At 69.2% G+C, this 24142-nt stretch carries 24 protein-coding genes; 13 read left to right on the top strand and 11 right to left on the bottom strand.

Annotated elements, in window-relative coordinates; all coding sequences use genetic code 11:
• The first annotated feature begins 3 nt into the window (after positions 1-3).
• The 3 genes from OO69_RS16350 to OO69_RS16340 are packed head-to-tail and all read left to right on the top strand — an operon-like array spanning position 4 to position 3100.
• Positions 4-864, top strand: coding sequence for an ABC transporter ATP-binding protein (locus OO69_RS16350; RefSeq protein WP_033281337.1), 861 nt, complete (start codon positions 4-6; stop codon positions 862-864).
• Entirely contained in the window at positions 861-2393 is a 1533-nt protein-coding gene (locus OO69_RS16345) for a hypothetical protein (RefSeq protein WP_033281336.1), read from the top strand. Before OO69_RS16350 ends, OO69_RS16345 begins: the two co-directional genes overlap by 4 nt.
• On the top strand, positions 2393-3100 hold the full coding sequence (locus tag OO69_RS16340) for an ABC transporter (protein ID WP_234444455.1): 708 nt from the start codon (positions 2393-2395) through the stop codon (positions 3098-3100). The genes OO69_RS16345 and OO69_RS16340 overlap by 1 nt, the downstream gene beginning before the upstream one ends.
• 292 nt (positions 3101-3392) lie before the next feature.
• Here the strand turns inward: OO69_RS16340 and mshD are convergent, their stop codons facing one another.
• Entirely contained in the window at positions 3393-4322 is a 930-nt protein-coding gene (mshD, locus tag OO69_RS16335; RefSeq protein WP_033281335.1) for a mycothiol synthase, read from the bottom strand.
• Positions 4323-4468: 146 nt separating this feature from the next.
• On the opposite strand from mshD, the gene OO69_RS16330 reads away from it, so the two are divergent.
• The 3 genes from OO69_RS16330 to OO69_RS16325 all read left to right on the top strand — a co-directional run bounded on the left by OO69_RS16330 (position 4469) and on the right by OO69_RS16325 (position 9435).
• Complete coding sequence (locus tag OO69_RS16330) at positions 4469-6280, top strand: bifunctional metallophosphatase/5'-nucleotidase (protein ID WP_033281334.1); 1812 nt, start codon at positions 4469-4471, stop codon at positions 6278-6280.
• 251 nt (positions 6281-6531) lie between these two features.
• Positions 6532-6660: a hypothetical protein gene (locus tag OO69_RS53550; protein WP_267885204.1), complete on the top strand. Its 129-nt coding sequence runs from the start codon at positions 6532-6534 to the stop codon at positions 6658-6660.
• A gap of 933 nt (positions 6661-7593) precedes the next feature.
• On the top strand, positions 7594-9435 hold the full coding sequence (locus tag OO69_RS16325; RefSeq protein ID WP_051801056.1) for an ABC transporter ATP-binding protein: 1842 nt from the start codon (positions 7594-7596) through the stop codon (positions 9433-9435).
• 1 nt (position 9436) lies between these two features.
• Here OO69_RS16325 and OO69_RS16320 read toward each other — a convergent pair whose 3' ends face one another.
• Both OO69_RS16320 and OO69_RS16315 read right to left on the bottom strand, forming a co-directional pair.
• A complete protein-coding gene (locus OO69_RS16320; protein ID WP_033281416.1) occupies positions 9437-10195 on the bottom strand; it encodes a response regulator transcription factor in 759 nt (252 codons plus the stop codon).
• 79 nt (positions 10196-10274) lie between these two features.
• Positions 10275-10835, bottom strand: a complete 561-nt coding sequence (locus OO69_RS16315) for a CGNR zinc finger domain-containing protein (RefSeq protein WP_033281333.1) — start codon at positions 10833-10835, stop codon at positions 10275-10277.
• Positions 10836-10896: 61 nt separating this feature from the next.
• Between OO69_RS16315 and OO69_RS16310 the strand changes: the two genes are divergently transcribed.
• Positions 10897-12072: an epoxide hydrolase family protein gene (locus OO69_RS16310; protein ID WP_199810958.1), complete on the top strand. Its 1176-nt coding sequence runs from the start codon at positions 10897-10899 to the stop codon at positions 12070-12072.
• A 15-nt stretch (positions 12073-12087) separates the two neighbouring features.
• On the opposite strand, the gene OO69_RS49440 is transcribed toward OO69_RS16310, so the two are convergent.
• Positions 12088-12837 carry a PH domain-containing protein gene (locus OO69_RS49440; protein ID WP_051801054.1) on the bottom strand — a complete coding sequence of 250 codons (750 nt, stop codon included), beginning with the start codon at positions 12835-12837 and terminating at the stop codon, positions 12088-12090.
• Positions 12838-12962: 125 nt separating this feature from the next.
• Positions 12963-13268 (bottom strand): hypothetical protein, encoded by a 306-nt coding sequence (locus OO69_RS16300; protein ID WP_033281331.1) that lies wholly within the window; start codon positions 13266-13268, stop codon positions 12963-12965.
• 198 nt (positions 13269-13466) lie between these two features.
• On the opposite strand from OO69_RS16300, the gene OO69_RS16295 reads away from it, so the two are divergent.
• Positions 13467-14291, top strand: coding sequence for a helix-turn-helix domain-containing protein (locus tag OO69_RS16295; protein WP_033281330.1), 825 nt, complete (start codon positions 13467-13469; stop codon positions 14289-14291).
• On the top strand, positions 14288-14497 hold the full coding sequence (locus OO69_RS16290) for a DUF397 domain-containing protein (RefSeq protein ID WP_033281329.1): 210 nt from the start codon (positions 14288-14290) through the stop codon (positions 14495-14497). The genes OO69_RS16295 and OO69_RS16290 overlap by 4 nt, the downstream gene beginning before the upstream one ends.
• A 248-nt stretch (positions 14498-14745) precedes the next feature.
• Here OO69_RS16290 and OO69_RS16285 read toward each other — a convergent pair whose 3' ends face one another.
• The 6 genes from OO69_RS16285 to OO69_RS16260 form a co-directional block, all read right to left on the bottom strand.
• Positions 14746-16221: an ATP-binding protein gene (locus tag OO69_RS16285; protein ID WP_033281328.1), complete on the bottom strand. Its 1476-nt coding sequence runs from the start codon at positions 16219-16221 to the stop codon at positions 14746-14748.
• Positions 16218-16955 (bottom strand): response regulator transcription factor, encoded by a 738-nt coding sequence (locus OO69_RS16280; RefSeq protein ID WP_019073726.1) that lies wholly within the window; start codon positions 16953-16955, stop codon positions 16218-16220. Before OO69_RS16280 ends, OO69_RS16285 begins: the two co-directional genes overlap by 4 nt.
• A 139-nt stretch (positions 16956-17094) precedes the next feature.
• Positions 17095-17301: a hypothetical protein gene (locus tag OO69_RS16275; protein ID WP_033281327.1), complete on the bottom strand. Its 207-nt coding sequence runs from the start codon at positions 17299-17301 to the stop codon at positions 17095-17097.
• Positions 17302-17334: 33 nt separating this feature from the next.
• On the bottom strand, positions 17335-18564 hold the full coding sequence (locus OO69_RS16270; RefSeq protein ID WP_033281326.1) for a S1C family serine protease: 1230 nt from the start codon (positions 18562-18564) through the stop codon (positions 17335-17337).
• A 146-nt stretch (positions 18565-18710) separates the two neighbouring features.
• Positions 18711-19736 carry a LacI family DNA-binding transcriptional regulator gene (locus OO69_RS16265; protein WP_078652459.1) on the bottom strand — a complete coding sequence of 342 codons (1026 nt, stop codon included), beginning with the start codon at positions 19734-19736 and terminating at the stop codon, positions 18711-18713.
• 118 nt (positions 19737-19854) lie between these two features.
• The gene (locus OO69_RS16260; protein ID WP_033281324.1) at positions 19855-20655 is read right to left on the bottom strand and encodes a winged helix-turn-helix transcriptional regulator; all 801 of its coding nucleotides are present in this window, start codon (positions 20653-20655) and stop codon (positions 19855-19857) included.
• Positions 20656-20858: 203 nt separating this feature from the next.
• On the opposite strand from OO69_RS16260, the gene OO69_RS16255 reads away from it, so the two are divergent.
• From OO69_RS16255 to OO69_RS16240, 4 genes are all read left to right on the top strand, one after another.
• The gene (locus OO69_RS16255) at positions 20859-21743 is read left to right on the top strand and encodes an alpha/beta hydrolase (RefSeq protein WP_033281323.1); all 885 of its coding nucleotides are present in this window, start codon (positions 20859-20861) and stop codon (positions 21741-21743) included.
• A gap of 56 nt (positions 21744-21799) precedes the next feature.
• Positions 21800-22054, top strand: coding sequence for a MoaD/ThiS family protein (locus tag OO69_RS16250; RefSeq protein WP_033281322.1), 255 nt, complete (start codon positions 21800-21802; stop codon positions 22052-22054).
• A gap of 8 nt (positions 22055-22062) precedes the next feature.
• Positions 22063-23187 carry a hypothetical protein gene (locus tag OO69_RS16245; protein WP_033281321.1) on the top strand — a complete coding sequence of 375 codons (1125 nt, stop codon included), beginning with the start codon at positions 22063-22065 and terminating at the stop codon, positions 23185-23187.
• 194 nt (positions 23188-23381) lie between these two features.
• Positions 23382-24131 (top strand): DUF2993 domain-containing protein, encoded by a 750-nt coding sequence (locus OO69_RS16240; protein WP_033281320.1) that lies wholly within the window; start codon positions 23382-23384, stop codon positions 24129-24131.
• The last annotated feature ends 11 nt before the right edge of the window (positions 24132-24142 follow it).

Genomic DNA, 24142 nt, shown 5'->3' with positions numbered 1-24142 from the left:
GTCATGACCACCACCGTCTCCGCGGCCGGGCTCAGCCTGCGCTACGGCCTGACGACCGCCCTCGACGACGTGTCGCTGCGGCTCACCGAAGGCGTCACCGGCCTGCTGGGCCCCAACGGGGCAGGGAAGACAACCCTGTTGAGGGTGCTGGCCACCGCGACCCCGGCCGACGAGGGCGCCTTCACCGTCCTCGGCCACGACCCCCGCACGCCCGGCGGCCGCCAGGAGACCCGGCGCGTGCTCGGCTACCTCCCGCAGACCCCGGGTTTCCACCCCGACTTCTCGGCCTTCGACTTCGTCGACTACGTCGCGATCCTCAAGGAGTTGACCGACCGCACCGCCCGCCACACCGAGGTACGGCGCGTGCTGGCCGAGGTCGACCTGTCGGACGTACGCGGCAAGCGCATCAAGAAGCTGTCCGGCGGTATGCGCCAGCGGGTCGCGCTCGCGGCGGCGCTGGTGGGCGACCCGGGCTTCCTGGTCCTGGACGAGCCGACGGTCGGCCTGGACCCCGAACAGCGCATGCGCTTCAGGGAGTTGATCGCCCGCGCGGGGGAGGGGCGAACGGTTCTCCTGTCCACCCACCAGACCGAGGACGTGGCGATGCTCTGCCACCGCGTCGTCGTCATGGCCGGCGGCCGCGTCCGCTTCGACGGCACCCCGGCCGAACTCACCGCACGGGCCGCGGGCCGCGTGTGGAGCAGCTCGGAACGCGACCCCGACGCGAAGGCGGGCTGGCGCACCGGCCTCGGCGTCTTCCGCAACGTGGGCGACCCGCCGCCCGGCGCCGAACTCGTCGAACCCACCCTGGAGGACGGCTACTTGCTCACCCTCGACGGTATGCACGCGGAGGCGACGGCATGAGCACCGTACTGACCCTGGCCCCCGCAGACACGCACACGGCACCCGCCCGCCAGTCCTGGCAGGCGATCTTCGCCCTGGCCCGCTTCGAGTCCCGCAAACTCCTCCTCCGTGTCCCGGTGCTGTTCATGCTGGCGGCCTACGTCGCCTGGATCGTGTGGACCAGCAAGGGCGCCTGGAACGGCTATCCGGCACTCCAGGACGTCGACCGCGACACCCAGATGGGCCCGCTGCTGGTCGGCTTCGCGGTCCTGCTCTGCGTCAACCAGGCCGTCCTGCGTTCCCAACGGCACGACACGGAACGGCTGTTCGGGGTCCTGGTCCTCGAACCGTGGCGCCGTACGGCGGCGCACGCGCTGTCGATCCTGCCGGTGACCGGACTCGTCGTGCTGGGCGTGGCGGCCCAGTTCGGCTGGCAGGCGGTCAAGTCGACGGCGGTGGGCACCGGTTCGGTCGGCGAGCTGCTGGTGGGCCCCCTGTGCGTGCTGCTCTGCGGGGCGGTCGGGCTGCTGATGGCGAGGCTGGTGCCGAAGCCGTTCGCGATCCCGGTGGCCGCGGTCCTGCTCCTCGTGTTCTCCGTCCTCGCGCCGGTCTCGTTCGGCGGCGACGGTGCCACGGCCTGGCTGACCCCGATCGTCGGCGAGGGGAGCACCAAGACGATCCCCTCCGAGCTGATCGGCCGCCCGGCGGTCGCGCACTCCCTGTACCTGACGGGCCTGGCCCTGGCCCTCGCCCTGCTCGCGGTACTGATCAGCAAGGGCCGCACGAAGACGGCGACGACGGTACTGGCGGGCGCGCTGGCCGGAGCGATCGCCCTCGGCATGGTCGGCGGAGTCCGCCAGGCGGCAGGAGTCTCCTCGGAGATGACCGCGGCCCGCACGGTGGCCACGCTCAACCCGCAGAAGGTCCAGTCCTGCGTCCGGCACGGCCGTTCGACGTACTGCGCGTTCCCCGAGTGGGTCCCGAGGACAGCGACCTGGGCCGACGTCACGGATCACGTCCAGTCCCTCGCGGGCGGCACCGCCCAGACCCGCAAACTGCTCGTGCAGCAACGGGTCGAGGCCCGCTACGGCATGGAGGCCGACGGCGCGATCGACCCGTCCACCACCCCGAACCAGGTCACCGTCCGCACGATGTGGGGCGGACCCCGGGTACCGGAGTTCTCCGCCGCGGTCGCCTCCGTACTGGTCCTCGGCAACGAGAAGGCCGGCGGTGACGTGTGCGACGGCCGCATGGTCACCATCATGTGGCTGGCCCTCGGCTGGACGTCCGACCCGGTCTCCGAACTCCGCGCGGTCCGCCTGGACGACAGCGTGACCGGCTCCGCCTCCGTCCTGTCGCCGACCAACGGAATGACCATGACGGCCGGACAGACCAGCGTCGTAAGGGAGTTGCTCGCCGCGGGCCCGACCAAGGTCACCCCGAAGGTGAAGGCGCACTGGGCGGAACTGACGTCCCCGAAGGTGACGACGGCGAAGGTGGCTGAGCTGCTGGGCGTCAAGGGTCCGGGTGGGGCGGACAAGTGCGAGTGATGACGAGAGGGAGGGAGCAGTCCGAGCAGACGGCTGCCCAACTCCCCTCCACAGCAAGGGTGTTGGCGCAACTGATCCGACCGGTCCTGCGCGCCCTTCCCGTACGGGCGCTGGGCGCGACCGGCGCGGTGGCGTTGCTGATCGCGGCGCTGCCCCGCCTCCTGTCGGACGAACCGGACCCGTGGTCCGCGCTCGTCGCCCTGCGCGCCGCCGCCCTCACCTTTGCCCTGGGCCTGGCCTTCGTCCTGGACGACCCGACCCGAGACCTGACGAGCTCGGTACCGACCCGCCGCATCCTCCGCACGACCCTGCGGGTGGCGCTGGTGGCCCCGTTCGCGGTGGCCTGGTGGACCGCGGCGGTCCTGTTGATCCCGTCGAAGATCCGCCCCCCGGTAGGCGACATGACCTTGGAGGCGGCAGCGGCGGCGGTTCTCTCCCTGGCCGCAGCGGCAACGGCCCTCCGCTTCACCACCGAACCGGAACCCGGCCAACGCGTCGCCGCCGGCTTCCTGGTCGTCGCCCTGGTGTCCCCCCTCGCCCTGCCCAACGACTGGGGGATGTACGTCTCCCCGACGGAGAAGCAGTGGGGGGTGGGGCACGACCACTGGGCGATGGTGCTGGTGGGGGCGGTCCTGGTGTGGGCGGCTTGCGGGCCGGAGCCGGTGAGGAGGAGGTTGCTGGGGCGGAGGACGAGGGTCACTTCCTGACCAGGGCCGCCGAAATCCAGCCGGTCTTGGGTGGGCGTGAGGCTGGGGGCGCTTTCGACCAGGGCCGGCGGCTGTCAGCCCGTCCGGCGCCTTCTCCACGCAGGCCACCAACACCCAGCCCGGCCCGTCCGTCACTTCTCAGCGCGGGCCCGCACCATCCGGCCTGGCGGTCACTTTTCAGCGCGGGCCCGCAAAATTCAGCCCGTCCGGCGTTTGAGGACGAGGCCCCTTCAGGGCCGATGGGGGTCTGGGGGCGCAGCCCCCAGGGACGCCCGCCCCCACCGACCGCACCTCACGACTCCGAGCGGTACATCAGGTCCGTCTCATACGTCGTGAACCCCAGCCGCTCATACACAGACACCGCCGCCTTGTTGTCCGCGTCGACGTACAACATCGCCGTAGGCAACCCCCGCGCCGCAAGATGCCGTAGGCCAATCGTCGTCAACGCCTTGCCCAGCCCCCCACCCTGCACACCCGGCAACACCCCGACGACGTAGACCTCACCGAGCCGCTCCCGCTCATGCACCTTCGTCCAGTGGAAGCCCACCAGCTCCCCACCCCGCTCCGCCAGGAAGAACCCCGCGGAATCGAACCACGCCTCGGACTTACGGTCGTCGAGGTCCCGCTGGGTGAGGGACCCCTGCTCGGGGTGATGGGCGAACGCCGCCGCGTTCACGGCAAGCCACGCCGCGTCGTCGACGCCGGGCACGAAGGTCCGTACGGAAACCCCCTCCGCGAGCACAGGATCCGGCAGCTCCAGGTCGGTCAACGGCCGCCGCAGCTGCCGGAGTTCACGGAACATCGTGAGCCCGAGGACCTGCGCGAGATGACGCGCCGCGGCATGCCCGCCATGCGCCCACACCCGCAGCCGTTTCCCGGACGCGGCCAGCAGCGCAGCGCCCAGCGCCCGCCCATGCCCGTGCCCCCGATGCGAGGGATGAACGACGAGTTCCGCGGCCGGCGCCTCCACCGGATCCGTGTCCTCCAACTGCGCGTACCCCACGAGCTCGTCGCCCAGGGTCAGCAGCAGATGCGAGACCCCGTCCCGCTCACCCCCGTGGATCCGCAGCCGCCCCTGCTCGGACACCGCCGGCTGCCCGTCGGTCCCGGCGGCCTCGCCGATCAGCGCGAGCACGGCCCCGCCCTGGTCCGGGGAGAGCGCGGAGTAGGTCTCGATGGAACGGGAGCCGGGCGCGGGCCGTACGGTGTCGTCGCTGGTCATGGGTATGAGGGTAAGCCGATCCCCCAGCAAAGTGGCGGCAAAGAAGAAACCAGGATGTAACCAAGAACCCCCTGCCGCGCTACGCGCGTTGACCCTAGGCTGCGCCGGAACGTGGTGACCTTCTCAGCCGACACACAGGGGGGCTCATGCCAGCCACAACCCAGCCGCACCGCCCGCGCAGACGCCGTACCGCCGCACTCCTCGCCGCCACCGTGAGCCTCGCCACGGCGGGCGCGCTGGCGGCCGCACTGCCCGCCGACGCCCACGGCAACCCCGGCGGCCACGGCCACGGCTCCAAGCCCAGCCGCTACCAGGACGTACAACTCCTCTCCTTCAACGACCTGCACGGCAACCTGGAGCCCCCGTCCGGTTCCTCCGGCCGCGTCACCGAACTCCAGCCGGACGGCACGACGAAGACGATCGACGCGGGCGGTGTCGAGTACCTCGCGACGCACCTGCGCGACGCCCGTAAGGGCAACCCGTACTCGGTCACCGCGGCCGGCGGCGACATGGTCGGCGCGTCCCCGCTGATCTCGGGCCTGTTCCACGACGAGCCGACGATCGAGGCGCTCAACAAGCTCGACCTGGACGTCACTTCGGTCGGCAACCACGAGTTCGACGAGGGCGCCAAGGAGCTGGCCCGCCTGCAGAATGGCGGCTGCCACCCCACCGACGGCTGCTACACGGACAAGAAGTTCAAGGGCGCCGACTTCCCCTACCTCGCGGCCAACGTCCTCGGCGAGAAGACCAACAAGCCGATCCTGAAGCCGTATTGGGTGTGGAAGAAGAAGGACGTCAAGATCGGCTTCATCGGCGTGACCCTGGAGGGCACCCCGGGTGTCGTCTCGGCGGAGGGCGTCAAGGGCCTGAAGTTCAAGGACGAGGTCGAGACGATCAACAAGTACGCCAAGGAGCTGCAGAAGCAGGGCGTGCAGTCGATCGTCGCGCTGGTCCACGAGGGCGGCTTCCCCGCCTCCGCGTCCTACAACTACGACTGTGACGCGTCCGGTTCGGGCTCCGGCATCTCCGGCCCGATCGTCGACATCGCGAAGAACGTCACCCCGGCGGTGGACGCGCTGGTCACCGGCCACACGCACAACGCGTACGTCTGCACGATCAACGACCCAAGTGGCAAGCCCCGTATGGTCACTTCGGCCTCGTCCTTCGGCCGCCTCTACACGGACACGACGCTGACGTACGACCGCAGGACAGGCGACATCGCCCGTACGGCGGTCAAGTCGGCGAACCACGTGGTCACCCGTGACGTGCCCAAGGCCGCCGACCTGACCAGCCTGATCGGCAAGTGGAACGCCCTCGCTGCGCCCATCGGCAACCGCGCGATCGGCTACATCTCCGGTGACGTCAACAGCACCGGCACCGAGTCCCCGATGGGCGACCTCATCGCGGACGCCCAACTCGCGTACGGCAAGAAGCTGGACCCGGAGACCGACCTCGCGCTGATGAACCCGGGCGGGGTGCGGGCAGGGCTCACCTACAAGGCCACCGGCGCCGAGGGCGACGGCGTGGTGACGTACGCCGAGGGCTTCACGGTGCAGCCGTTCGCCAACACGGTGAACCTCCAGGACTTCACGGGCGCCCAGGTGATCCAGGCGCTCAAGGAGCAGGTGAGCGGCACGAACACGGCGGCGCCGAAGGTGCTCCAGGTGTCGTCCGGGCTGACGTACACGCTGGACCTGACGAAGACCGGCGCGGACCGGGTGGTCACGGACTCGATCAGGCTCAACGGTTCCGCCATCGACCCGGCGGCCACGTACCGCGTCGCGACGAACAGCTTCCTCGCGGGCGGCGGTGACGGCTTCACGACGCTGGGGCAGGGCACCGGCGACCTGGTCGGCACGGACGACCTGACCGCGCTGGCGGACTACCTCACGGCGAACTCGTCGGCGACGGCCCCGCTGGCGCCCCCGGCGGCGAACCGGATCAACATCGTGCAGTAACCCATCTCTGACGAGGGGCCCGGAGCCGCAGGTCGGCGCCGGGCCCCTTCTGTTTTCCCGTTCTAAATTCTGTGTAAGACCCGGTTCAGTTCCGCAAATTCCATAAGAGTCTTCCACAGGGATTGCTCAGGAAGGTCTAAGCGAAAATCGCTTTTCCTGCGTCAGAAGTCCAGTAGTGTTTTCCATGTCGAAAGCGAACGGCGCAAACGACAAGAAGACGCAAGAAGACGTTAGAGACGAAGGAGACCACGATGAGCTTCCACAAGATCGCCCCGGTGAAGAAGGCCCACAAGCCCGCCCCGGCCCCCAAGAAAGCCCCGAAGAAGCCCCTGGGCAAGCCGCTCGGCGCCCCCAAGCGTCGCCCGGTCGGCCACAAGTAAGCCGAAGTAAGTCACACATAAAAACTCGTACCAGGGAGGGAATTAATCATGAGCTTCAACAAGATTCACCCCATCAAGAAGACCTGTAAGCCCGCTCCGAGCGGTAAGAAGCCCGCCCCGAAGAAGCCCGCCCCGAAGCGTCGTCCCGTCGCCAACAAGGGCTGACAAAGAATTTACAGGCGTAATTCAAAGACAGTTGCAGCAGATCGGTAGAGGAACTGTTGCAGAACCGCAGCAGAGAGGGACACAGACATGAGCTTCCACAAGATCGCCCCGGTGAAGAAGACCCGCAAGCCCGCCCCGGCCCCCAAGAAGCCGGCGCCGAAGAAGCCCGCGCACGCCCCGAAGCGTCGCCCGGTCGGCCACAAGTAAGCGGCTCGGCCACCCGCAGCAGACCCGCAGTACCCAACAGCAAGCCGCGGCAGAGCGGCACTCCCAGGGAGGGAACCCAGCATGAGCTTCCACAAGATCGCCCCGGTCAAGAAGCACCACAAGCCCGCTCCGGCGCCCAAGAAGCCCGCGCCGAAGAAGCCGGCGCCGGCCCCGAAGCGTCGTCCGGTCGGTCACAAGTAAGCCGCCGGTCCGGCCGTAGAAGACCCGCAGCACCCGCAGCGCCACCCGCACGACCCGCAGTACCCCACAACTCGCCGCACCAGCGCGGCACTTACCGGGAGGGACCCCGCCATGAGCTTCCACAAGATCGTCCCCGTCAAGAAGCACCGCAAGCCGGCCCCGGCCCCCAAGAAGCCCGCGCCGAAGAAGCACGCGCCGAAGCGCCCGGTCGCCCACAAGGGCTGATCCCGCACACCGTGAGGCGGGGTCACTGGTTAGCGAGCCAACTCGCTCCGGTGGCCCCGCCTCGGCCACGTCCAGGCCGTGGACCCACCTCGGCCGTCCTCTGAACCCGGCCTGCTCTGAAGGGAGTTGTTGACCATGAGGGAAGCCCGTGAGGCCTTCCGCCGTTTCTGGCCGCTGACCCGCGGTGACCGCAAGTGGCTGGCGGTGATCATCGCGTGCGTCGTCGTGTCGGCGCTCTCCGAGACCGCCGCGATCCTGCTCTTCGCGGACCTCACCGACAACGCCCTCAAGGCCGGTTCGCTGTCCGACTTCTGGGGCCCGGCCGCCGCCTGGCTCGGCGTCGCCGCACTCGGCGCGCTCGTCGGCTACTTCGGCAACTCCCTGGCCACCTGGACCGCCGAACGCTTCGTCCTGCGCCTGCGCGCGAACGTCTTCCGCCACGTCCAGGACCTCCCGCCCCACTTCTTCCAGAAGCACCGCCAGGGCGACCTGGTCGAACGCCTCACCGGAGACGTCGAGGCCATCGAGCAGATGGTCGTGTCAGGGGTGGTCGGCACCATCTCCGCAGCTTTCTCAGCCGTGTTCTACGCCTGCGCGGCCCTGTACCTCCGCTGGGACCTGGCCCTCGCGACCTTCGTCCTGGCCCCCCTCTTCCTCATCGCGGCCCGCCGTTTCTCGGGCCGCATCAAACAGGCCTCGCAGGACGAACGGGTCGCCGACGGCGCGATCACCTCGGTCGTCGAGGAGTCCCTCGGCAACGTGGTCCTCACCCAGGCGTACAACCGCCGCCGGGACGAGGAGAAGCGCCTCGACGTCGAAGCCCGCGCATGGATGAAGGCATCGGTCCGAGGCGCCCGACTCAGCGAGATGTACGAGCAGTTCGTGGAGGTCGTGGAGACGCTCTGCGTCCTGTCGGTGATCGGCCTGGGCGTCTGGGAGATCTCCGCCGACCGCATGACGCTGGGCGCACTCCTCGCCTTCGCCGCCTTCATCGGCTACCTCTACCCCCCGGTCCGCAACCTCGGCCAACTCGGCCTCACCCTCACCGCCGCCACGGCCGGCGCCGCCCGTATCAACGAGATCCTGGACGCCACCCCGTCCGTCGGCGACCCCCGCGAACCCGTCCCCGCCTGGCCCGTCCACGGCTGGGTCAGCTTCCACGGCGTGACCTTCGCCTACCCCGGCGCGACCCGCGACTCGGTGAACGACGTCACCTTCAGGGCGGACCCGGGCGAGCTGGTGATCATCACGGGCGAGAGCGGCGCGGGCAAGTCCACCCTCTCCAAACTCCTCACCCGCTTCTACGACCCCTCGGCGGGCGTGATCTGCCTGGACGGCGTCCCCCTCCGCGACGTACCCCTCGAATTCCTGCGGGAGAACGTCGCGTTGCTCCCCCAGCAGACCCTCATCCTCAACGGCACGGTCCGCGAGAACATCGAGTGCGGCCGCCCCGGCGCGACGGACGAGGACATCGAACGAGCGGCGCGTTCGGCGGCGGCCCACGACTTCATCGCCGCACTCCCCGAGGGCTACGACACTCAACTCGCCCCCGGCACCGCGGCGTTGTCCGGCGGCCAGCTCCAACGCATCGCGATCGCGAGGGCGATGCTCCGCGAGGCCCCGGTCCTGGTCCTCGACGAACCGACCGCCGGCCTCGACTCGGTGGCCGCCCGCCAGGTGATCCAGCCCCTGCGCCGCCTGATGTCCGGCCGTACGACCATCATGATCACCCACGACCTGAGCCTGGCCCCGGACGCGGACCGCATCCTGGTGGTGGACGGCGGACGACTCGTCGAGACGGGCACGCACGCGGAGCTGGTGGCAAGGGGCGGCGTGTACGCGCGACTTGCGGGTCCGCTCCCCGAGATGGCGATCACGGGAACGGGACGGCATCGTTCGGAGGACACGATGATCCTGCGCCCGGTCCCGCCCCAGGCATCGGACGAGACGATGATCCTGCGGCTGCCGAAGCGATAGATCACGTAGGCGGAGCGGCCCGGAGGCTGTACCCGAGCCCCCGCACGGTGTGGATGAGCCGCGGTTCGCCGCGGCTCTCCAGTTTCCGGCGCAGGTACATGACGTACACGTCGAGCGTGTTGGACGCGGGCTCGAAGTCGAAGCCCCACACCTGCCGGTGGATCCGGGACCGGGTGAGCGCGGTGCCCGGATGCCTCAACAGGTGCTCCAGCAGCAGGAATTCGGTCCGCGTGAGATCGAGCGGCCGTCCGTCACGGGTGACGGTACGGGTACGCAGGTCCATGACCAGATCCTGGAAGACGAGCCGTTCGAGCTCGGGCAACGTGTCGGCGGCCGGGGTGTGTTGGGCACTGCGCCGCAGCAACGCCCGTACGCGGGCGAGGAGTTCCTCGACGGCGAACGGTTTGCTGAGATAGTCGTCGGCCCCGTTGTCGAGGGCGACGATCCGGTCGCCGACGGCGTCCCGCCCGGTGATCATCAGGATCGGCACGGTGGACCCGGAGGCGCGGATGCGGCGGGTGGCGGCGAGTCCGTCCAACTCGGGCATGGTGACGTCCATCAGCACGAGGTCCGGCGCGGCGGAATCCTCCGGCACACCGAGGGACAGGCCCAGAGATGCGCCGAGAGATACGCCGAGCAGATCGAGCGCGGTACGCCCGTCCCCGGCGAGGACGGTCTCGTACCCCTCGTACCGGAGCAGCCTGCCGATCCCTTCCCGCACGTCTTCGTCGTCGTCGGCCAGGAGAATCTTCGGCGCCATGCCGACACGGTGGGACGAACGCCTGTGGCGGGGCTGGCAGTTGGTCATGCGAGGGCTGAGGACTGGCGGGGGCGTCTCCTCAGTCCGCGTGGCGGCGACGGTAGGCACGGGTCTTGTTCCGGTTCCCGCAGGCGTCCATCGAGCACCAGCGGCCGCGGCCGTTGCGCGAGGTGTCGTAGAAGGCCCAACGGCAGTCCGGCGAGGCGCACAGTTTCAGACGACTCCAGCCACCACCGGCGACGCTGGCGGCGACCGTCTCCACGATGGCGTCGAGGCCCGGCGCACCGCTGTCGGCGACGAGCCGCAGCCCGCTTCCGCCCGCGTCCGGAGCCAGCACCAGGGGAAAACGGGCGAGGGTCCGAGCGGTCTTGGCACGGTCGGTGCCATCGGCGTCGTCGGTTGCGCTGGTGAGGGCATCCCGCAGACCGGCCCGGAGCGCGAGGGCGGCGGTCAGATCGGACGGCCCCAGTTCCTGCCCCGAGCTGACCAGCCCATGCTCCTCCAGCCACGCCAACAGGCCCTGGATGGAGGTCAGTTCATCGTTGCCGGTGTGCCGCTCCCCGTGCCAGCTGAAGGATCTTTCGTCGAGCGTGTTGAGGAACTGCTCGACCAGGACGAGATCTACGACGCCATCACTCACGACACCACCGTACCGCGAAGCCGGTGTTGACGACATGTGACACCGGCTATACGTTTCAGAGGTGTCGAAAACATGGACGACCTCAACGACGGACACCACCCCCAGCCCCTTGCTGGAGGTCCCGGAAGCGGCCCTCGGCGACCTACGGGCCCGCCTGCGCGGCACGAGGTGGGCGGAACCGTGGCCCGTAACCGAGTGGCAGGCGGGCACGGACAGCAAAGAGCTGAGGCGACTGACGGAGTACTGGTCCGACGGCTACGACTGGCGCGCCCACGAGACGGAGATCAACGCCCTGCCGTCCCACTTCGCCGAGATCGAGGGCATGACGGTCCACTACCTACGCTTCGACGCCGAACGAGTCGGAACCCTGCCGCCCCTCGTCCTGACCAACGGCTGGCCGAGCACGTTCTACGAACTGGTGGAATTGGCCCGAAGGCTCTCGACACCGTCGAGCTACGGCGGCGACCCGCAGCACGCCTTCACGGTGATCGTGCCGTCCCTCCCGGGCTTCACGTTCTCGTCCCCGCCCCCGAGCCTGACGGCCCAGTCACCACCCACCCACGAACTGTGGCACCGCCTGATGCGCGACGAGTTGGGCTTCGAGCACTACGGCGCACACGGCGGCGACCTGGGTTCGGGAATCACGGCACGCCTCGGCCAGGCCCACCCCGAGAGCGTGGTCGGCATCCACCTGCTGGACATCCTGAGCACGCCCCCGGACCCCACCGCCGCCCAACTGACCGACGAGGAACGGGAGTACCTGACCACCTTCGGCGCCTGGTCCCAGGAAGAAGGCGCCTACGCCCACCAACAACGCACCCGCCCAATGACCTTGGCCCAGGGCCTGAGCGACTCCCCATCGGGCCTGCTGGGTTGGATGCTGGAGAAGTACCGTTCCTGGAGCGACTGCGAAGGGAACCTCTCGACCCGCTTCACGGACGACTTCCTTCTCACCCAGGCGTCGCTGTACTGGTTCACGAACACGATCGGGACGTCGTTCATCCCCTACTACGCGTCCGGCCAGGGCCTCATCCCAAAGCTGGACCGGGTGGAGGTACCAACCGCCCTGGCCCTGTTCCCCGCCAACCTCGGCGCCCCCGCCCCTCGCGGCTTCGTGGAACGCAAGTACCACCTCACCCGGTACACCACGATGCCGCGCGGTGGTCATTTCCCGGCCCACGAGGAACCGGAGTTGCTGGCCGGGGACATCACCGAGTTCTTCAGGTCGGTGAGTTGAGCTGATGTCGTACGGCTAGAGCGGGGGCTGCTCCCGGAAGCCGCGTCCAGGGGGCGGGACTTGGGACTCCCAGCGCCAGTGCAGGAGAGCGGCGAACAGGGCGAAGGCGCCGAGAGGAACGCAGACGAGCAGTAGCAGCGGCTCGGCGTCCCGGCCGGTCGCTATCCGCCACAGCGTGACCAGGAACATGGCCAGCAGGACGAACAGGGCGCCGCTGGTGGCCCGTTCCCAGGCCTTACGGTGACCGGCCTGCCGCCGGATCCGCTCCTCGACCTCGGGCCGCAGCTCACAGGCCATGCCGCGCTGCCGGGCGGCCGTCTCGCGCAGACCATCGATCTCGGCGCCGAATTCCGGGAGTTGACCGTCGTCGACGTGTGGGAGAAGCAGGCGCCGGCCGTCGTTGTCGTAGAGGAAGGTGAGCCACTGGGAGTCGCCGCTGCGCTGGTTGCGGCGGGGCTCGACACGGATGTCGTAGATGTCGTGCCAGGTCCGGCGCCGGATCCGTACGGCTCCGCGCACGGCGATCCCGTCCGCCGTGACGAAGGTGCGCTGGCGCCAACTGGTGAGCAGAGCCCAGACGAACAACCACAGCAGCAGGACGTCGGCGACCAGCCGGGCCCGCTCGCCGACGATATTGGGGTCCCGATTCATCTGGTAGACGGAGTTAGCGACGGCAACCCCCATCAAGGCGAACCACCCGAGGCGGATCCGTCTCCGTCGCCCGTACTCCCGCTCGATGCCGCGCTCGTGCACGTCCTGGCCCATGCCGACTCCCCCGTGTAGGACGGGTAGATGGTAGATCGGCAAACTGTGCTTGTCAGGAGGCGGCGGGGGCCGGTGCGCAGGGACGATGAAGGGCCCCGAGGTCAGCGGACGGGACCGGTCCGGGGTCACCGTTCGCACCCCGGGACGCGTTCGCCTCGGCTGACGGCGATGCGGAGTACGTCGCCGAGGGATTCCGACGCCCTGGTGAGCGCGAACCGTACGGCCCGTTCACCGGCCTTCGGGTCCGCGAGCACGGCCTTGGCTCCGGCCAACACCTGTTCCCCGGAGTCGAGTTGGGCCGCCTCGATGTCGTCGGCGAGGAGCGAGAGACGGCTGTCGTGGCTGTCGGCGCTGAGGTAGCAGGGCTTGCCGTCGGGGGTGGTCCAGGGGAGCAACCGGAGTTCGTTGCGGGTGGTGTTGGGAACGCTCATGCGCGTACCACCACTCGTTGGGCAAGCAGTAACTCCCGGATTCCTACGACGCGTTCACTCATTCCGCTGCGCTCCTCTCTCCTGCCGGGGTCCTGACGAGCGGTGATTACCGTTCGTGCCTCGATGGTCACCGGTGCGGCGTACGCTGCGGAAGAGGGTTGGCGTTGTCTGCGGGCCCAGGCAACGGGGAGGGGTGACGTGACCGAACAGGTTGACGCCGAGGGTGAGTCGGGGCGCGCGGTACTGGGCCGGACACTCCGGTATCTGCGGGAGAAGGCGGGGAAGTCACTCGGGCAGTTGGCGGAGGACACCGGCTACGACAAGAGCTACCTGAGCCGACTGGAGTCGGGGGAGCGGTTGTCCAAGGTGACGGTGATGGAGGACTTGGACGTCTATTACGAGGCCGGTGAGCTGCTCGTCAGTCACTGGAAGGCGGCTCGGCTGGACGCGTTCAAGGACCAGTACAAGCGGTTCATGGGGCTGGAGGCGACAGCGCGGGTCATGTGGAAGTTCGCGCTGGGTGTACCTGGACTGGTGCAGACCGAGGATTTCGCTCGGGAGGTGTTGTCCGGGGCCCAGACAACACCTGATCGTGCGGAACTGGTCGAGGAACAGGTGGCGCTACGGCTGGGCAGGCAGTACCTGTTGCAGCAGAATCCGGAGCCCAACGTGCGCATCATCATGGACGAGTTCGCGTTCCGGCGCCCTGCCGCGAGTGGGAAGACCTGGGCCGATCAGTTGCTGCGTCTTGAGGCTGTTGCGATGTGGCCCAACGTGGCGCTTCAAGTGCTGCCGTTCAGCGCCGGGGTACACCACCACATGAACGGCACCGTGACGCTGTTGTGGCAGCAGGACGGAAGTGCCGTTGCCTACACGGAGGGCAACAGCCGAGGCGAACTGATCGAGGAACCGGACGACGTTCTGCGACACCGACTGTCCTACGATCGGCTCAGGGATCTTGCGTTGTCCCCGTCGGACTCGCTCGCGTTCATCAGGGACGTACTGGAGGAACACAGATCATGAAGTCCACCCCCGACCTCAGCACAGCCGCCTGGCGCAAGTCGAGCTACAGCGACGGGGGAGACAACAACTGCGTCGAGGTCGCCGACGGCTACACCGGCCTGGTCCCCGTGCGGGACAGCAAGGCCCCGTCGGGCAGTCCGCTGATCTTCGGCTGGTCGCCCTGGGGATCATTCGTCGAGGCGGTCAAGAGTTCCTCGACTCTGTGAGCGCAGGGCGGATCTGCTGCCACCGGCCGGTGTCGGAACAGATCCGCCCACCACCTCAAGGTTGTGGTCCTTGATCCGTGATGGGTACGGCGGACCGGACACCTGTCACGCCCTGTACTGCGCCCTGCCGCAGGCCGAGTTCACTGGCACTGAGGGCGAATACGACGGGCAGATGCCGACACCCCCCCCACCCTCCCCTCCGCGAAGTGTGACACTTCCTGCCGAAGTGTCACACTTTTTCAACTTGCTTACTGAGGGGTGGAGCTTTCGGGCGGTGCAGTCGGTGTCCCCGGGATCCGTACCGTCGCCACCGTCCCGCCACCCGGCGCGTGTGCCAACGTCACCTCGCCGCCGGCCTGTTCGACCGTGCGGGCGACGATGGACAGGCCCAGGCCCGAGCCGGGGAGGGCGCGCGCCGACGGTGAGCGCCAGAAACGGTCGAAGACGTGGGGGAGTTCGTCGGCCGGGATGCCGGGGCCGTGGTCGCGGACGGTGAGGACGCCGCGGGTGAGCTGGACCTCGATCGTGCCGCCCTCGGGGCTGAACTTCACCGCGTTGTCGAGGATGTTGACGATCGCGCGTTCCAGGGCGGACGGCTCCGACTGCACGAACCACGGCTGTACGTCGGCCGTGATCGTCAACTCCGGGCCGCGCAGGCGGGCTCGGCGGAGCGCGGCCTCGACGGTGTCCTGGAGCGAGACCACCTGGACGCGCTCACCCCGCTGGCCCTCCGAGCGGGACAGCTCCTGCAAGTCGCCGATCAGAGACGCCAGTTCGGTCATCTGCGCCTTCACCGAGGCGAGGAGCGCCTTGCGGTCGGCCGGGGGGATCGGTCGGCCGGTCTCCTCGCTGCGGGTGAGGAGTTCGACGTTCGTACGGAGGGAGGTGAGGGGGGTACGGAGTTCGTGACCGGCATCCGCGATGAGTTGCTGTTGCAGCTCGCGGGAGTTGGCCAGGGAGGTCGTCATCGAGTTGAACGAGCGGGAGAGGCGGGCGATCTCGTCGTCGCTGTCCTCGTCCACGGGGATACGGATCGCCAAGTCCTCGGTACGGGCCACGTGTTCGACGGCCTCGGTGAGCTTGTCGACGGGACGGAGACCTGCACGTGCGACCGCGAGGCCTGCAGCGCCGGCGCCAACGACTCCGATGCCGGAGACGAGGAGGAGGATCAGGGCCAGTTCGTTGAGCGTGTTCTGGGTGCCGTTGAGGGGTACCGCGACCACGAGCCCGACGTTGGGCCCGACAGCCCCGGAGGTCGTGGTGGTGGGGGACACGAAGCGCGTCATCACGCGTACCTCGTTGCCGTTCGTGTCTGTGCCGTTGCGGTAGTAGACCCGGTTCTCGTCCCCCCTCTTGATCACGTCCTTGTCGGACTGGGTGACCTTGACCACTCCCGTGGAGTCGCCCTGGACGCAGACCTTGCCTTTCTCCGTGACCACTTGGGAGTAGGCGTTCCGGACGAAACTGTTGCCGCCCTGCGGAGTCGCCGAGCAGTTGAAGAGGGCGATCTGGACCGCCTGTCGGTTCTGGTCGGGTCCCCTCATCGCCGACCTCGCCAGGTCGTTGTTCAACTGCTCGTACAACTTCCCCTGCACGATGAACCAACAGGTCACCGAAACCGCCGCAACCCCGAACGCCACCGCCGCAGCGACCAGCATCGCCAGCCGGGACCGGATCGGCAGGGTCCGGAACCGGTGCAGGAACCGGTTGAGGACGTTCTTCACTCCGCTCCGCCCTGTCGCAGCACGTACCCCACGCCCCGCACCGTGTGCACAAGCCGAGGCTCGCCCCCGGCCTCCGTCTTGCGGCGCAGGTACATCACGTACACATCAAGGGAGTTGGAGGACGGCTCGAAGTCGAAGCCCCAGACCGCCTTCAGGATCTGCTCGCGGGTGAGGACCTGGCGGGGATGCGCCAGGAACATCTCCAGGAGGGTGAACTCCGTGCGGGTCAGCTCGACTTGGCGGCCGTTGCGGGTGACCTCACGCGTCGCGAGGTCCATGCGGAGGTCGGCGAAGGTGAGGGAGTCGTCCTCGGGGGCGGTCCCGGCCGCCGCGGCCGCCGCGTAGGAGCTGCGGCGGAGCAACGCCCGTACGCGGGCGAAGAGTTCGTCGAGTTCGAAGGGCTTGACCAGGTAGTCGTCGGCGCCCGCGTCCAGTCCCGTCACCCGGTCGCCGACCGTGTCGCGGGCCGTGAGCATCAGGATCGGGGTCGTCGTACCGGCACCCCGCATCCGGCGGGCCGCCGTCAGGCCGTCCATGCGCGGCATCTGGATGTCGAGGACGACCAGGTCGGGCTGGTACGCGGTCGCCTTCTCCAGCGCGTCCGCGCCGTCGACGGCGACCTCGGTGTCGTACCCCTCGAACGCGAGGCTGCGCTGGAGTGCTTCGCGCACAGCCGGCTCGTCGTCCACGATCAGGATGCGCTGGGTGTCACGGTCGCCTTCGGCGGGGCTCATGGGCTGGATTCCTCGGGTGCGGTGGGACGGGGAGACAACGATCGGCTGGTCGCAATCAGCCTCGCATGTTTCCCGGCCGGTGCGTGAAGAGGGGAGGAAGTGAGAAAAAGCGTGAGATCGCCTTCCCTCGGTCCCCGACTCAGCCTCGCATCGTCTGGAGGCGGTTCAGCGGCACCTTGCGGTGGTGCGGGCGGGCCGCGCTGGTGCGCAGGCCCATCAGCTCCGGGACGGGCGCCACTTCCGGTGCCCGCGCGGCCGGCGCGTGCAGTTCGTACGCCACCCCGAGGGCCAGGCCGAGACCGGCCGCTCCGGTGTCGGTCACCGTGTGCGAAACCTGCTTGATCATGACGTACTCCCTACTGATCGCTGGACTACGGACCTAGTTGTCGGAACCGCCCGCCCGCAGCGAAGCCAGGTCCGCCTTGACGGTGTTGATCGGGATGGCGAAGCCGATGCCGATGCTTCCGGCCTCGGAGGACGAGGACGAGGAGTCCGAACTGGACGAGTACATCGCGGAGTTGATGCCGATGATGTTGCCGTTCGCGTCGATCAGGGCACCGCCGGAGTTGCCGGGGTTGAGGGACGCGTCGGTCTGGATCGCCTTGTACGTCGTCGTGGACGAACCGGTGTCGCCGTTGAACTGCTGGCCGCCGAACTGGAACGGCCACTGGCCGCTGCCGCCCGAGCCCGAACCCTGGCTCTGACTCTGGCTCTCGTCGGTCGAGACGGTCACGTCACGGTTCAGGGCGGAGACGATGCCGCTGGTGACGGTGCCGGTCAGGCCCTCCGGGGAGCCGATCGCGACGACCGTGTCGCCGATCTGGACGCCGGCGGAGTTGCCGAGGGTGGCCGCCTTCAGGCCGGAGGCGCCCGACAGCTTGAGGAGCGCGAGGTCCTTCTTGCTGTCCGTGCCGACGACCGTCGCGGTGTACGTCTTGCCGTTGCTCGTCTTGACCTTGACGGACGTGGCGCCGGAGATGACGTGGTTGTTGGTGACGACCTCGCCGCCGGCGGTGATGATCACGCCGGCGCCGGTCGACGAACCGTTGCTCAGGGTGGCCTCGACCTCGACCACGCTCGGGCTGACGGTCGCGGCGATGGTGGCGACGTCGCCCCTCTTGCTGGAGGGCACGACGGCCGTAGTGGTGCTGGAGGTGGCGACGGTGTCCTTGCCGGTCAGCTCCTGGAAGGCGTACGCCGTACCGCCGCCGACGGCCGCGGCGACGATCGCCACGGCGGCGAGCAGCGCGAGCGGACCCCGGGTGCGCTTCTTCGGCTTGGGCGCCTCGCCCTGGACGTGGGTGAGGAGAGCGGTGTCACCGCCGCCACCGTGAGCGCCGCCGTCACCGCCGCCGTACGCTCCGCCGTCGGCGCCGAAGGCGGCCTGCGGGGCGGGCGAGGGGGCGGGAGCCTGGGCCGGCCACTCGGGCGCGGCCGGCTGCTGCGTCTGCTGCACGGGCTGAGGCTGCTGCACCGGAGGCTGGTAGGCCGGCGGGGGCGGCCACTCCGGGTTCACGGGAGAAGAGGCGTGCTGCTGCTGGGGGTACGCCTGCGGCTGGTCGCCCTGGGGGGTCTCGTACTCGCCGCTGCGGCGGAAGCTCTCGGTCATGGAACAGAGCCTGTCGCGCGATCATGAGAGGTACCTGAGTCCCCGCTGAGAAGCCCGACAGAACCTCGTATGCCCGATATAAAGACGCCGGAGCCCCGGAAACTCGGGGATTCCAGCGAACCCTGTGACCGCCGATACGAGTGGGCTCAGCCCTCGCACCCGCACGACTGCCGTATCACCAGCCGCGACGGAAACACCTTCAGCCGCTCACGCCGAGACCCCGCCACCCGAAGCCCGTCGTCGAGGACGAGGTCGACGGCCGCGCGGGCCATCGCCGGGCGGTCCGATGCGATCGTTGTCAGCTTCGGGTCGGCCAGAGCCGCTTCCTTGATGTCGTCGAAGCCGATGACACCCAGCTCGCGCGGCACGTCGATGCGCAGCTCGCGCGCGGCCCGCAGCAGGCCGATCGCCTGGTCGTCGGTGGAGCAGAAGATCGCGGGCGGACGGCGCGGGCCGGAGAGGATGCCGAGGGCGACCTGGTACGCGTCGTAGCGGTTGTACGGGGCTTCGAAGAGGCGCCCCTCGGTCGGCAGGCCGGCCTCGGTCATCGCGCGCCGCCAGCCCTCGACGTGGTCGGAGACCGGGTCACCGACGGACGGCGTCTCCGCCGTACCGCCCATACAGGCGACGTAGTCGTAGCCGTGCTCCAGGAGGTGGCGGACGGCGAGCTGGGCGCCGCCGAGGTCGTCGGTGACGACCGCCACGTCGTCGATCGCCTCGGGGCGTTCGTGGAGGAGGACGACGCGGGCGTCCCACGCCTCGATCTCCGCCGCCGCGTTGTCGTTCAGCGCGTGGCTGACGAGGATCAGGCCGGAGACCCGCATCCCCAGGAACGCGCGCAGGTAGTGGACCTCGCGCTCGCCCACGTAGTCGGAGTTGCCGACCAGCACCATCTTTCCGCGCTCGGACGCGGCCTGTTCGACCGCGTGCGCCATCTCCCCGAAGAAGGGCTGGCGCGCGTCCGGCACGATCAGGCCTATGAGGTCCGTACGCCGCGACGCCATGGCCTGGGCCACCCGGTCGGGTCGGTACCCCAGTTCCTTGATCGCGGCGAGGACACGCTCGCGCGTGGCCGGGGCAACCGGCCGGGGTCCGTTGTTGATGACATAGCTGACAACGGCGGTCGAAGTACCCGCCAGCCGCGCCACATCATCCCGAGTCACCTTGGCCACGCGCGGAGTCTACGCGGATGGACCGGCTCTGGGCAGGGCGTTTCGAAGCTTCTCTCAGCTTCCGCGCACCATCTCCGCGCGGAGGCGACACCGACAAGCGACGCCCTGCCCGGAACGGTTACGCCTCGGCCGGGATCTCGGCGGCGTCCAGCGCGGCCGAATCGGCCGTACCGTCCGCATCCTCCGGCTTTGCGTCGGCGATGGCAGCGCTTGCCTTGAGCTTGGCCTCCTCGCCGCCCCGGTCACCCTTCTCCGGGGTAACGAATCGATAACCGACGTTCCGGACGGTCCCGATCAGCGACTCGTGCTCGACTCCGAGCTTCGCGCGCAGCCGCCGTACGTGGACGTCGACCGTCCGCGTACCGCCGAAGTAGTCGTAGCCCCAGACCTCCTGCAGCAGCTGGGCGCGCGTGAAGACGCGGCCCGGGTGCTGGGCGAGGTACTTGAGGAGCTCGAACTCCTTGAAGGTCAGGTCGAGGACCCGGCCCTTGAGCTTGGCGGAGTACGTCGCCTCGTCGACCGACAGGTCGCCGTTGCGGATCTCCATGGGGGAGTCGTCGTTGACGATCTGCTGGCGGCCCATGGCCAGGCGCAGTCGCGCCTCGACCTCGGCGGGGCCCGCCGTGTCGAGCAGGACGTCGTCGATGCCCCAGTCGGCGGTGACGGCCGCGAGGCCGCCCTCGGTGACGACGAGGATGAGCGGGCACCCCGGGCCGGTGGACCGGAGGAGCTGACACAGGCTGCGCACCTGGGGCAGGTCACGGCGGCCGTCGATCAGGATGACGTCGGCACCGGGGGTGTCGACGAGTGCGGGGCCTTCCGCCGGTGCCACGCGCACGTTGTGCAGCAGCAGGCCAAGGGCCGGAAGCACCTCCGTCGACGGCTGGAGGGCATTGGTCAGGAGCAGCAGAGAACTCATATGTCTGGTTCCTCCTCGGTCCCTGCGAGGACGTATGCGGCACTGCGGCATTGCGGCGATGCTCTGTGCTGACGGGGGCCTTGTATCTCCGGCGGCCACCTGGGGTTTCCCGAGGTTTCCCGCTTCGTATACAACGCTCCCGAAAGCACAAAAGGACCCGGGGGCTTCGCTGCCCGAGTCCTCTGTCCAGCAGAATAGCCCACATGAGCGCTGGTACGGCAGGTCATGTGGCACGATCCACCGTTCGTCCGAACTCTGAGACGATCAGACGTACACCTTTGCGGACGTTTCTGCACACCGACGACGGGGTGACGATCGATTCCGTATACGAACCGGGGGTGCCCGTATACGACGCCTCCCGGTCACCTTCCGGTGATCCCGTGTTCGTCGTGGCGCACGGTTTCACGGGCGATGTGGACAAGCCCCATGTACGCCGGGTCGCCGAGGCGTTCCTCCAGTACGGGGCCGTGGTCACCTTCTCCTTCCGGGGCCACGGCGCCTCCGGCGGACGCTCCACCGTCGGCGACCGCGAGGTCCTCGATCTGGCCGCGGCGGTCGCCTGGGCGCGCGAACAGGGACACACGCGCGTGGTCACCGTCGGCTTCTCGATGGGCGGTTCGGTGGTGCTGCGGCACGCGGCGCTCTACGGCTCTCAGGCGCACGCCGACGGCCAGAGGCGCGAGGGGCGCACAGAAGCGCACACGGACGCGGTGGTTTCCGTGAGTGCGCCGGCCCGTTGGTACTACCGAGGCACGGCCCCCATGCGCAAGCTGCACTGGCTGGTGACCCGCCCCGAGGGCCGCCTGGTCGGCCGCTACGGCCTCAACACCCGTATCGAGCACAGGGGTTGGAACCCGGTCCCGCTCTCCCCGGTCGAGGCGGTCCCGCGCATCGCGCCCACCCCGCTCCTCATCGTGCACGGCGACCGCGACGGCTACTTCCCCGTCGACCACCCCCGCATGCTGGCCGACGCCGCCGGTGACCAGGCCGAACTCTGGCTGGAGCCCGGCATGGGCCACGCCGAGCACGCGGCCGCCGACGACCTGCTGGACCGCATCGGGCGCTGGGGCGGTTCACAGGGCGGTTAGCCTGACGGGTGTTGACGCCGAGTCCGTCGACACCGGTCTACCGAGGAAGCAAGCACATGCCAAAGGTCACGGTGCGCTACTGGGCCGCCGCGAAGGCAGCGGCCGGCATCGCTGAGGAGCCGTACGACGCGGTCACCCTCGCCGACGCCCTCGCCGCCGTCCGCGAGCGACACCCCGGGGAACTCGCCCGCGTACTGCTGCGATGCTCGTTCCTCGTCGACGGTGACCCCGTGGGCACCCGCGGACATGAGACGGTACGGCTGGCCGAGGGCGGCACGGTCGAGGTGCTCCCGCCGTTCGCAGGAGGATGAGCGAAGCGATGAGCAACCAGCCGTACGAGGGATATGGCGAGGGCTACGACCCCTACGCCCAGCAACAACAGCACCAGCAACAGCAGCCCCAGCAGGCACAGGCGCAGGCCTGGCCCGGGCAGCAGCAGGCGTACGACGACGCGCAGGCCGACCAGCAGTACACCCAGCAGTGGCAGGGCCAGACCTGGGACACCCAGGTCCAGCAGACCAGGCCCGCCGCGTCCGACCTGGCGTACTTCCCGCCGCAGAACTACCAGGCGGCACCGCAGAGTTACGACCCCTACGCGCAGGCCCAGCCCCCCAGACCCGAGGTCCCCGAGGTACAGACACCCGCCGGAGAGGGCTACGGCCCGCCCTCCCTCGCGGGCAACGCCCGGATCACCGACGCCCAGCGGGCCCGCCTCGAAGGCCGTTCGCCGATCATCGAACCCGGGATGCAGCCCGCCGGCCTCACCGCCGTCCTGGCGGTCCTGCTCTCCGTCACCGCGCAGGTCGGGTCGTACGCCCTCGTCGTACCGCTCGTGATCCTTCAGGCCGTGACGGCGGCGGGCTGGTTCCGGCTGAACGGGATGTGGCCGGCCCGGCAGGGCATCGCGCTCGCCTTCGCGGGCGCGCTCGTCGCGGACGTGGCGCTGCTCGCGGCCGGGCGGGAGAACGGCCCCGCCGCGATCCTCGGCACCCTGGGTGTCTGGGTTCTGCTCTCCCTCGTCATGCAGCTGCGCTCGCACGCCGACCCGGACACCCGGATCACCGGCCTGATGGCCACGGTCGCCTCGGCGGCGCTGGCCATCGTCGCGACCGGGCACCTCGCGGCCGACCCGGACGCGGTGACGGTCGGCGCGGCCGCGGTCGCCGTCGCGATCCTGGCCCGCGCGCTGCCGCTGCCGACCGTGGCGTCGGTCGTCGTCTCGCTGCTGGCGGCCGCCGGTGCGGGCATCGCCGTAGGAGGGATGACGGGCATGGGCGCGAAGGGCGCGCTGCTCGGCGCGGGCGCGGCGGTCTGCGCGCTGATCGGCCACCGGGTCGCGAGCTACGACTACCCGTCCCGCTTCGTCCACTTCACGGCCGGTGTGGTCCTCCCGCTCACCGCGGCGGCCCCGGTGGTGTACGTGCTGGGACGCGCGCTGGTGTAGCCCGGCGCCTGCCAAGTTCCGTGCCGTAGGCGGTAGTTGGTCGCGTAAGTGGTGTGTAGGCCGAAGTTAAGAGCACTGTCACAGGTGATCGACAATTTCCCGGTACACGCGTCTCGCAGGACTAACCTCGCGATCAGCGGCCACCCGGTCGTCGTACCGCTGTCGTCGATGACCGCCTAGGTGGGGAACACCGCATGCGCGCGCTGCGAATACTTCTGATCGTCGTCGTGATTCTGGGAGGGCTCTTCGTCGTCGCCGACCGGGTGGCGGTGCACTTCGCCGAGCAGGAGGTCGCGGACCGGGTGAAGTCGTCGGAGAACCTGGCCTCCACCCCCGACGTCTCCATCAAGGGCTTTCCCTTCCTCACCCAGGTCGCCTTCGGGGACCTGGACGACGTCGAGATCGGCATCCAGAGCTACGAGGCGCCCACGGGCAACACGACCGGCGGCGCCACCACGATCCGGATCGACGACCTCAAGGCCCGGATGAAGGGCGTCAAGCTCTCGCTCACCGGCAACACCGCGACCTCGGCGACCGCGACCAGCGCGACGGGCACCGCGAGCATCTCCTACGACCAGCTCCTCAAGGCCGCCAAGTCGCAGCCGACGGAGGTCTTCACCGGCGTCACGGCCCAGCTCGTCAGCCTCTCGGACGGCGGCGACGGCAAGATCAAGGCCGACATGAAGGTCACCGTCACCGGGATCGGGACGACGACGTATCCGGTGCTCAGCACGGTCACCGTCGAGGGCAACACGGTGAAGGTGCACGCGGACAACCTGCCCAAGCTGGTGGTCAACCTCGCCGACTCCCGCGTCCGCTCGATCACCGACTTCCAGCAGACGATCAATGAACTGCCGGGCGGGGTGAAGCTGGACAGTGTGCAGGCCGCGAAGGGCGGTGTGGACATCAAGGTGAAGGGTTCGAACGTCAACCTGGCCGGGTAGGACGGGTCGGG

Origin of the sequence: Streptomyces sp. NRRL F-525 (assembly GCF_000716605.1) — a bacterium.
Classification (GTDB): domain Bacteria; phylum Actinomycetota; class Actinomycetes; order Streptomycetales; family Streptomycetaceae; genus Streptomyces.
Note: the sequence above shows the minus strand (reverse complement) of the source record. Positions and strands in the feature narration are given on the sequence as shown.

What these genes read in the sequence shown, in the direction of transcription:
- OO69_RS16330 (WP_033281334.1), top strand. Translation starts at nt 4,469, where the DNA reads ATGCCAGCCACAACCCAGCCGCACCGCCCGCGCAGACGCCGTACCGCC.
- OO69_RS16350 (WP_033281337.1), top strand. Translation starts at nt 4, where the DNA reads ATGACCACCACCGTCTCCGCGGCCGGGCTCAGCCTGCGCTACGGCCTG.
- OO69_RS16300 (WP_033281331.1), bottom strand. Translation starts at nt 13,268, where the DNA reads ATGAGCGTTCCCAACACCACCCGCAACGAACTCCGGTTGCTCCCCTGG.
- OO69_RS16320 (WP_033281416.1), bottom strand. Translation starts at nt 10,195, where the DNA reads ATGGCGCCGAAGATTCTCCTGGCCGACGACGACGAAGACGTGCGGGAA.
- OO69_RS16245 (WP_033281321.1), top strand. Translation starts at nt 22,063, where the DNA reads ATGAGCAACCAGCCGTACGAGGGATATGGCGAGGGCTACGACCCCTAC.
- OO69_RS49440 (WP_051801054.1), bottom strand. Translation starts at nt 12,837, where the DNA reads ATGGGCCAGGACGTGCACGAGCGCGGCATCGAGCGGGAGTACGGGCGA.
- mshD (WP_033281335.1), bottom strand. Translation starts at nt 4,322, where the DNA reads ATGACCAGCGACGACACCGTACGGCCCGCGCCCGGCTCCCGTTCCATC.
- OO69_RS16250 (WP_033281322.1), top strand. Translation starts at nt 21,800, where the DNA reads ATGCCAAAGGTCACGGTGCGCTACTGGGCCGCCGCGAAGGCAGCGGCC.
- OO69_RS16325 (WP_051801056.1), top strand. Translation starts at nt 7,594, where the DNA reads ATGAGGGAAGCCCGTGAGGCCTTCCGCCGTTTCTGGCCGCTGACCCGC.
- OO69_RS16340 (WP_234444455.1), top strand. Translation starts at nt 2,393, where the DNA reads ATGACGAGAGGGAGGGAGCAGTCCGAGCAGACGGCTGCCCAACTCCCC.
- OO69_RS53550 (WP_267885204.1), top strand. Translation starts at nt 6,532, where the DNA reads ATGAGCTTCCACAAGATCGCCCCGGTGAAGAAGGCCCACAAGCCCGCC.
- OO69_RS16260 (WP_033281324.1), bottom strand. Translation starts at nt 20,655, where the DNA reads ATGAGTTCTCTGCTGCTCCTGACCAATGCCCTCCAGCCGTCGACGGAG.
- OO69_RS16345 (WP_033281336.1), top strand. Translation starts at nt 861, where the DNA reads ATGAGCACCGTACTGACCCTGGCCCCCGCAGACACGCACACGGCACCC.
- OO69_RS16290 (WP_033281329.1), top strand. Translation starts at nt 14,288, where the DNA reads ATGAAGTCCACCCCCGACCTCAGCACAGCCGCCTGGCGCAAGTCGAGC.
- OO69_RS16255 (WP_033281323.1), top strand. Translation starts at nt 20,859, where the DNA reads ATGAGCGCTGGTACGGCAGGTCATGTGGCACGATCCACCGTTCGTCCG.
- OO69_RS16270 (WP_033281326.1), bottom strand. Translation starts at nt 18,564, where the DNA reads ATGACCGAGAGCTTCCGCCGCAGCGGCGAGTACGAGACCCCCCAGGGC.
- OO69_RS16275 (WP_033281327.1), bottom strand. Translation starts at nt 17,301, where the DNA reads ATGATCAAGCAGGTTTCGCACACGGTGACCGACACCGGAGCGGCCGGT.
- OO69_RS16240 (WP_033281320.1), top strand. Translation starts at nt 23,382, where the DNA reads ATGCGCGCGCTGCGAATACTTCTGATCGTCGTCGTGATTCTGGGAGGG.
- OO69_RS16280 (WP_019073726.1), bottom strand. Translation starts at nt 16,955, where the DNA reads ATGAGCCCCGCCGAAGGCGACCGTGACACCCAGCGCATCCTGATCGTG.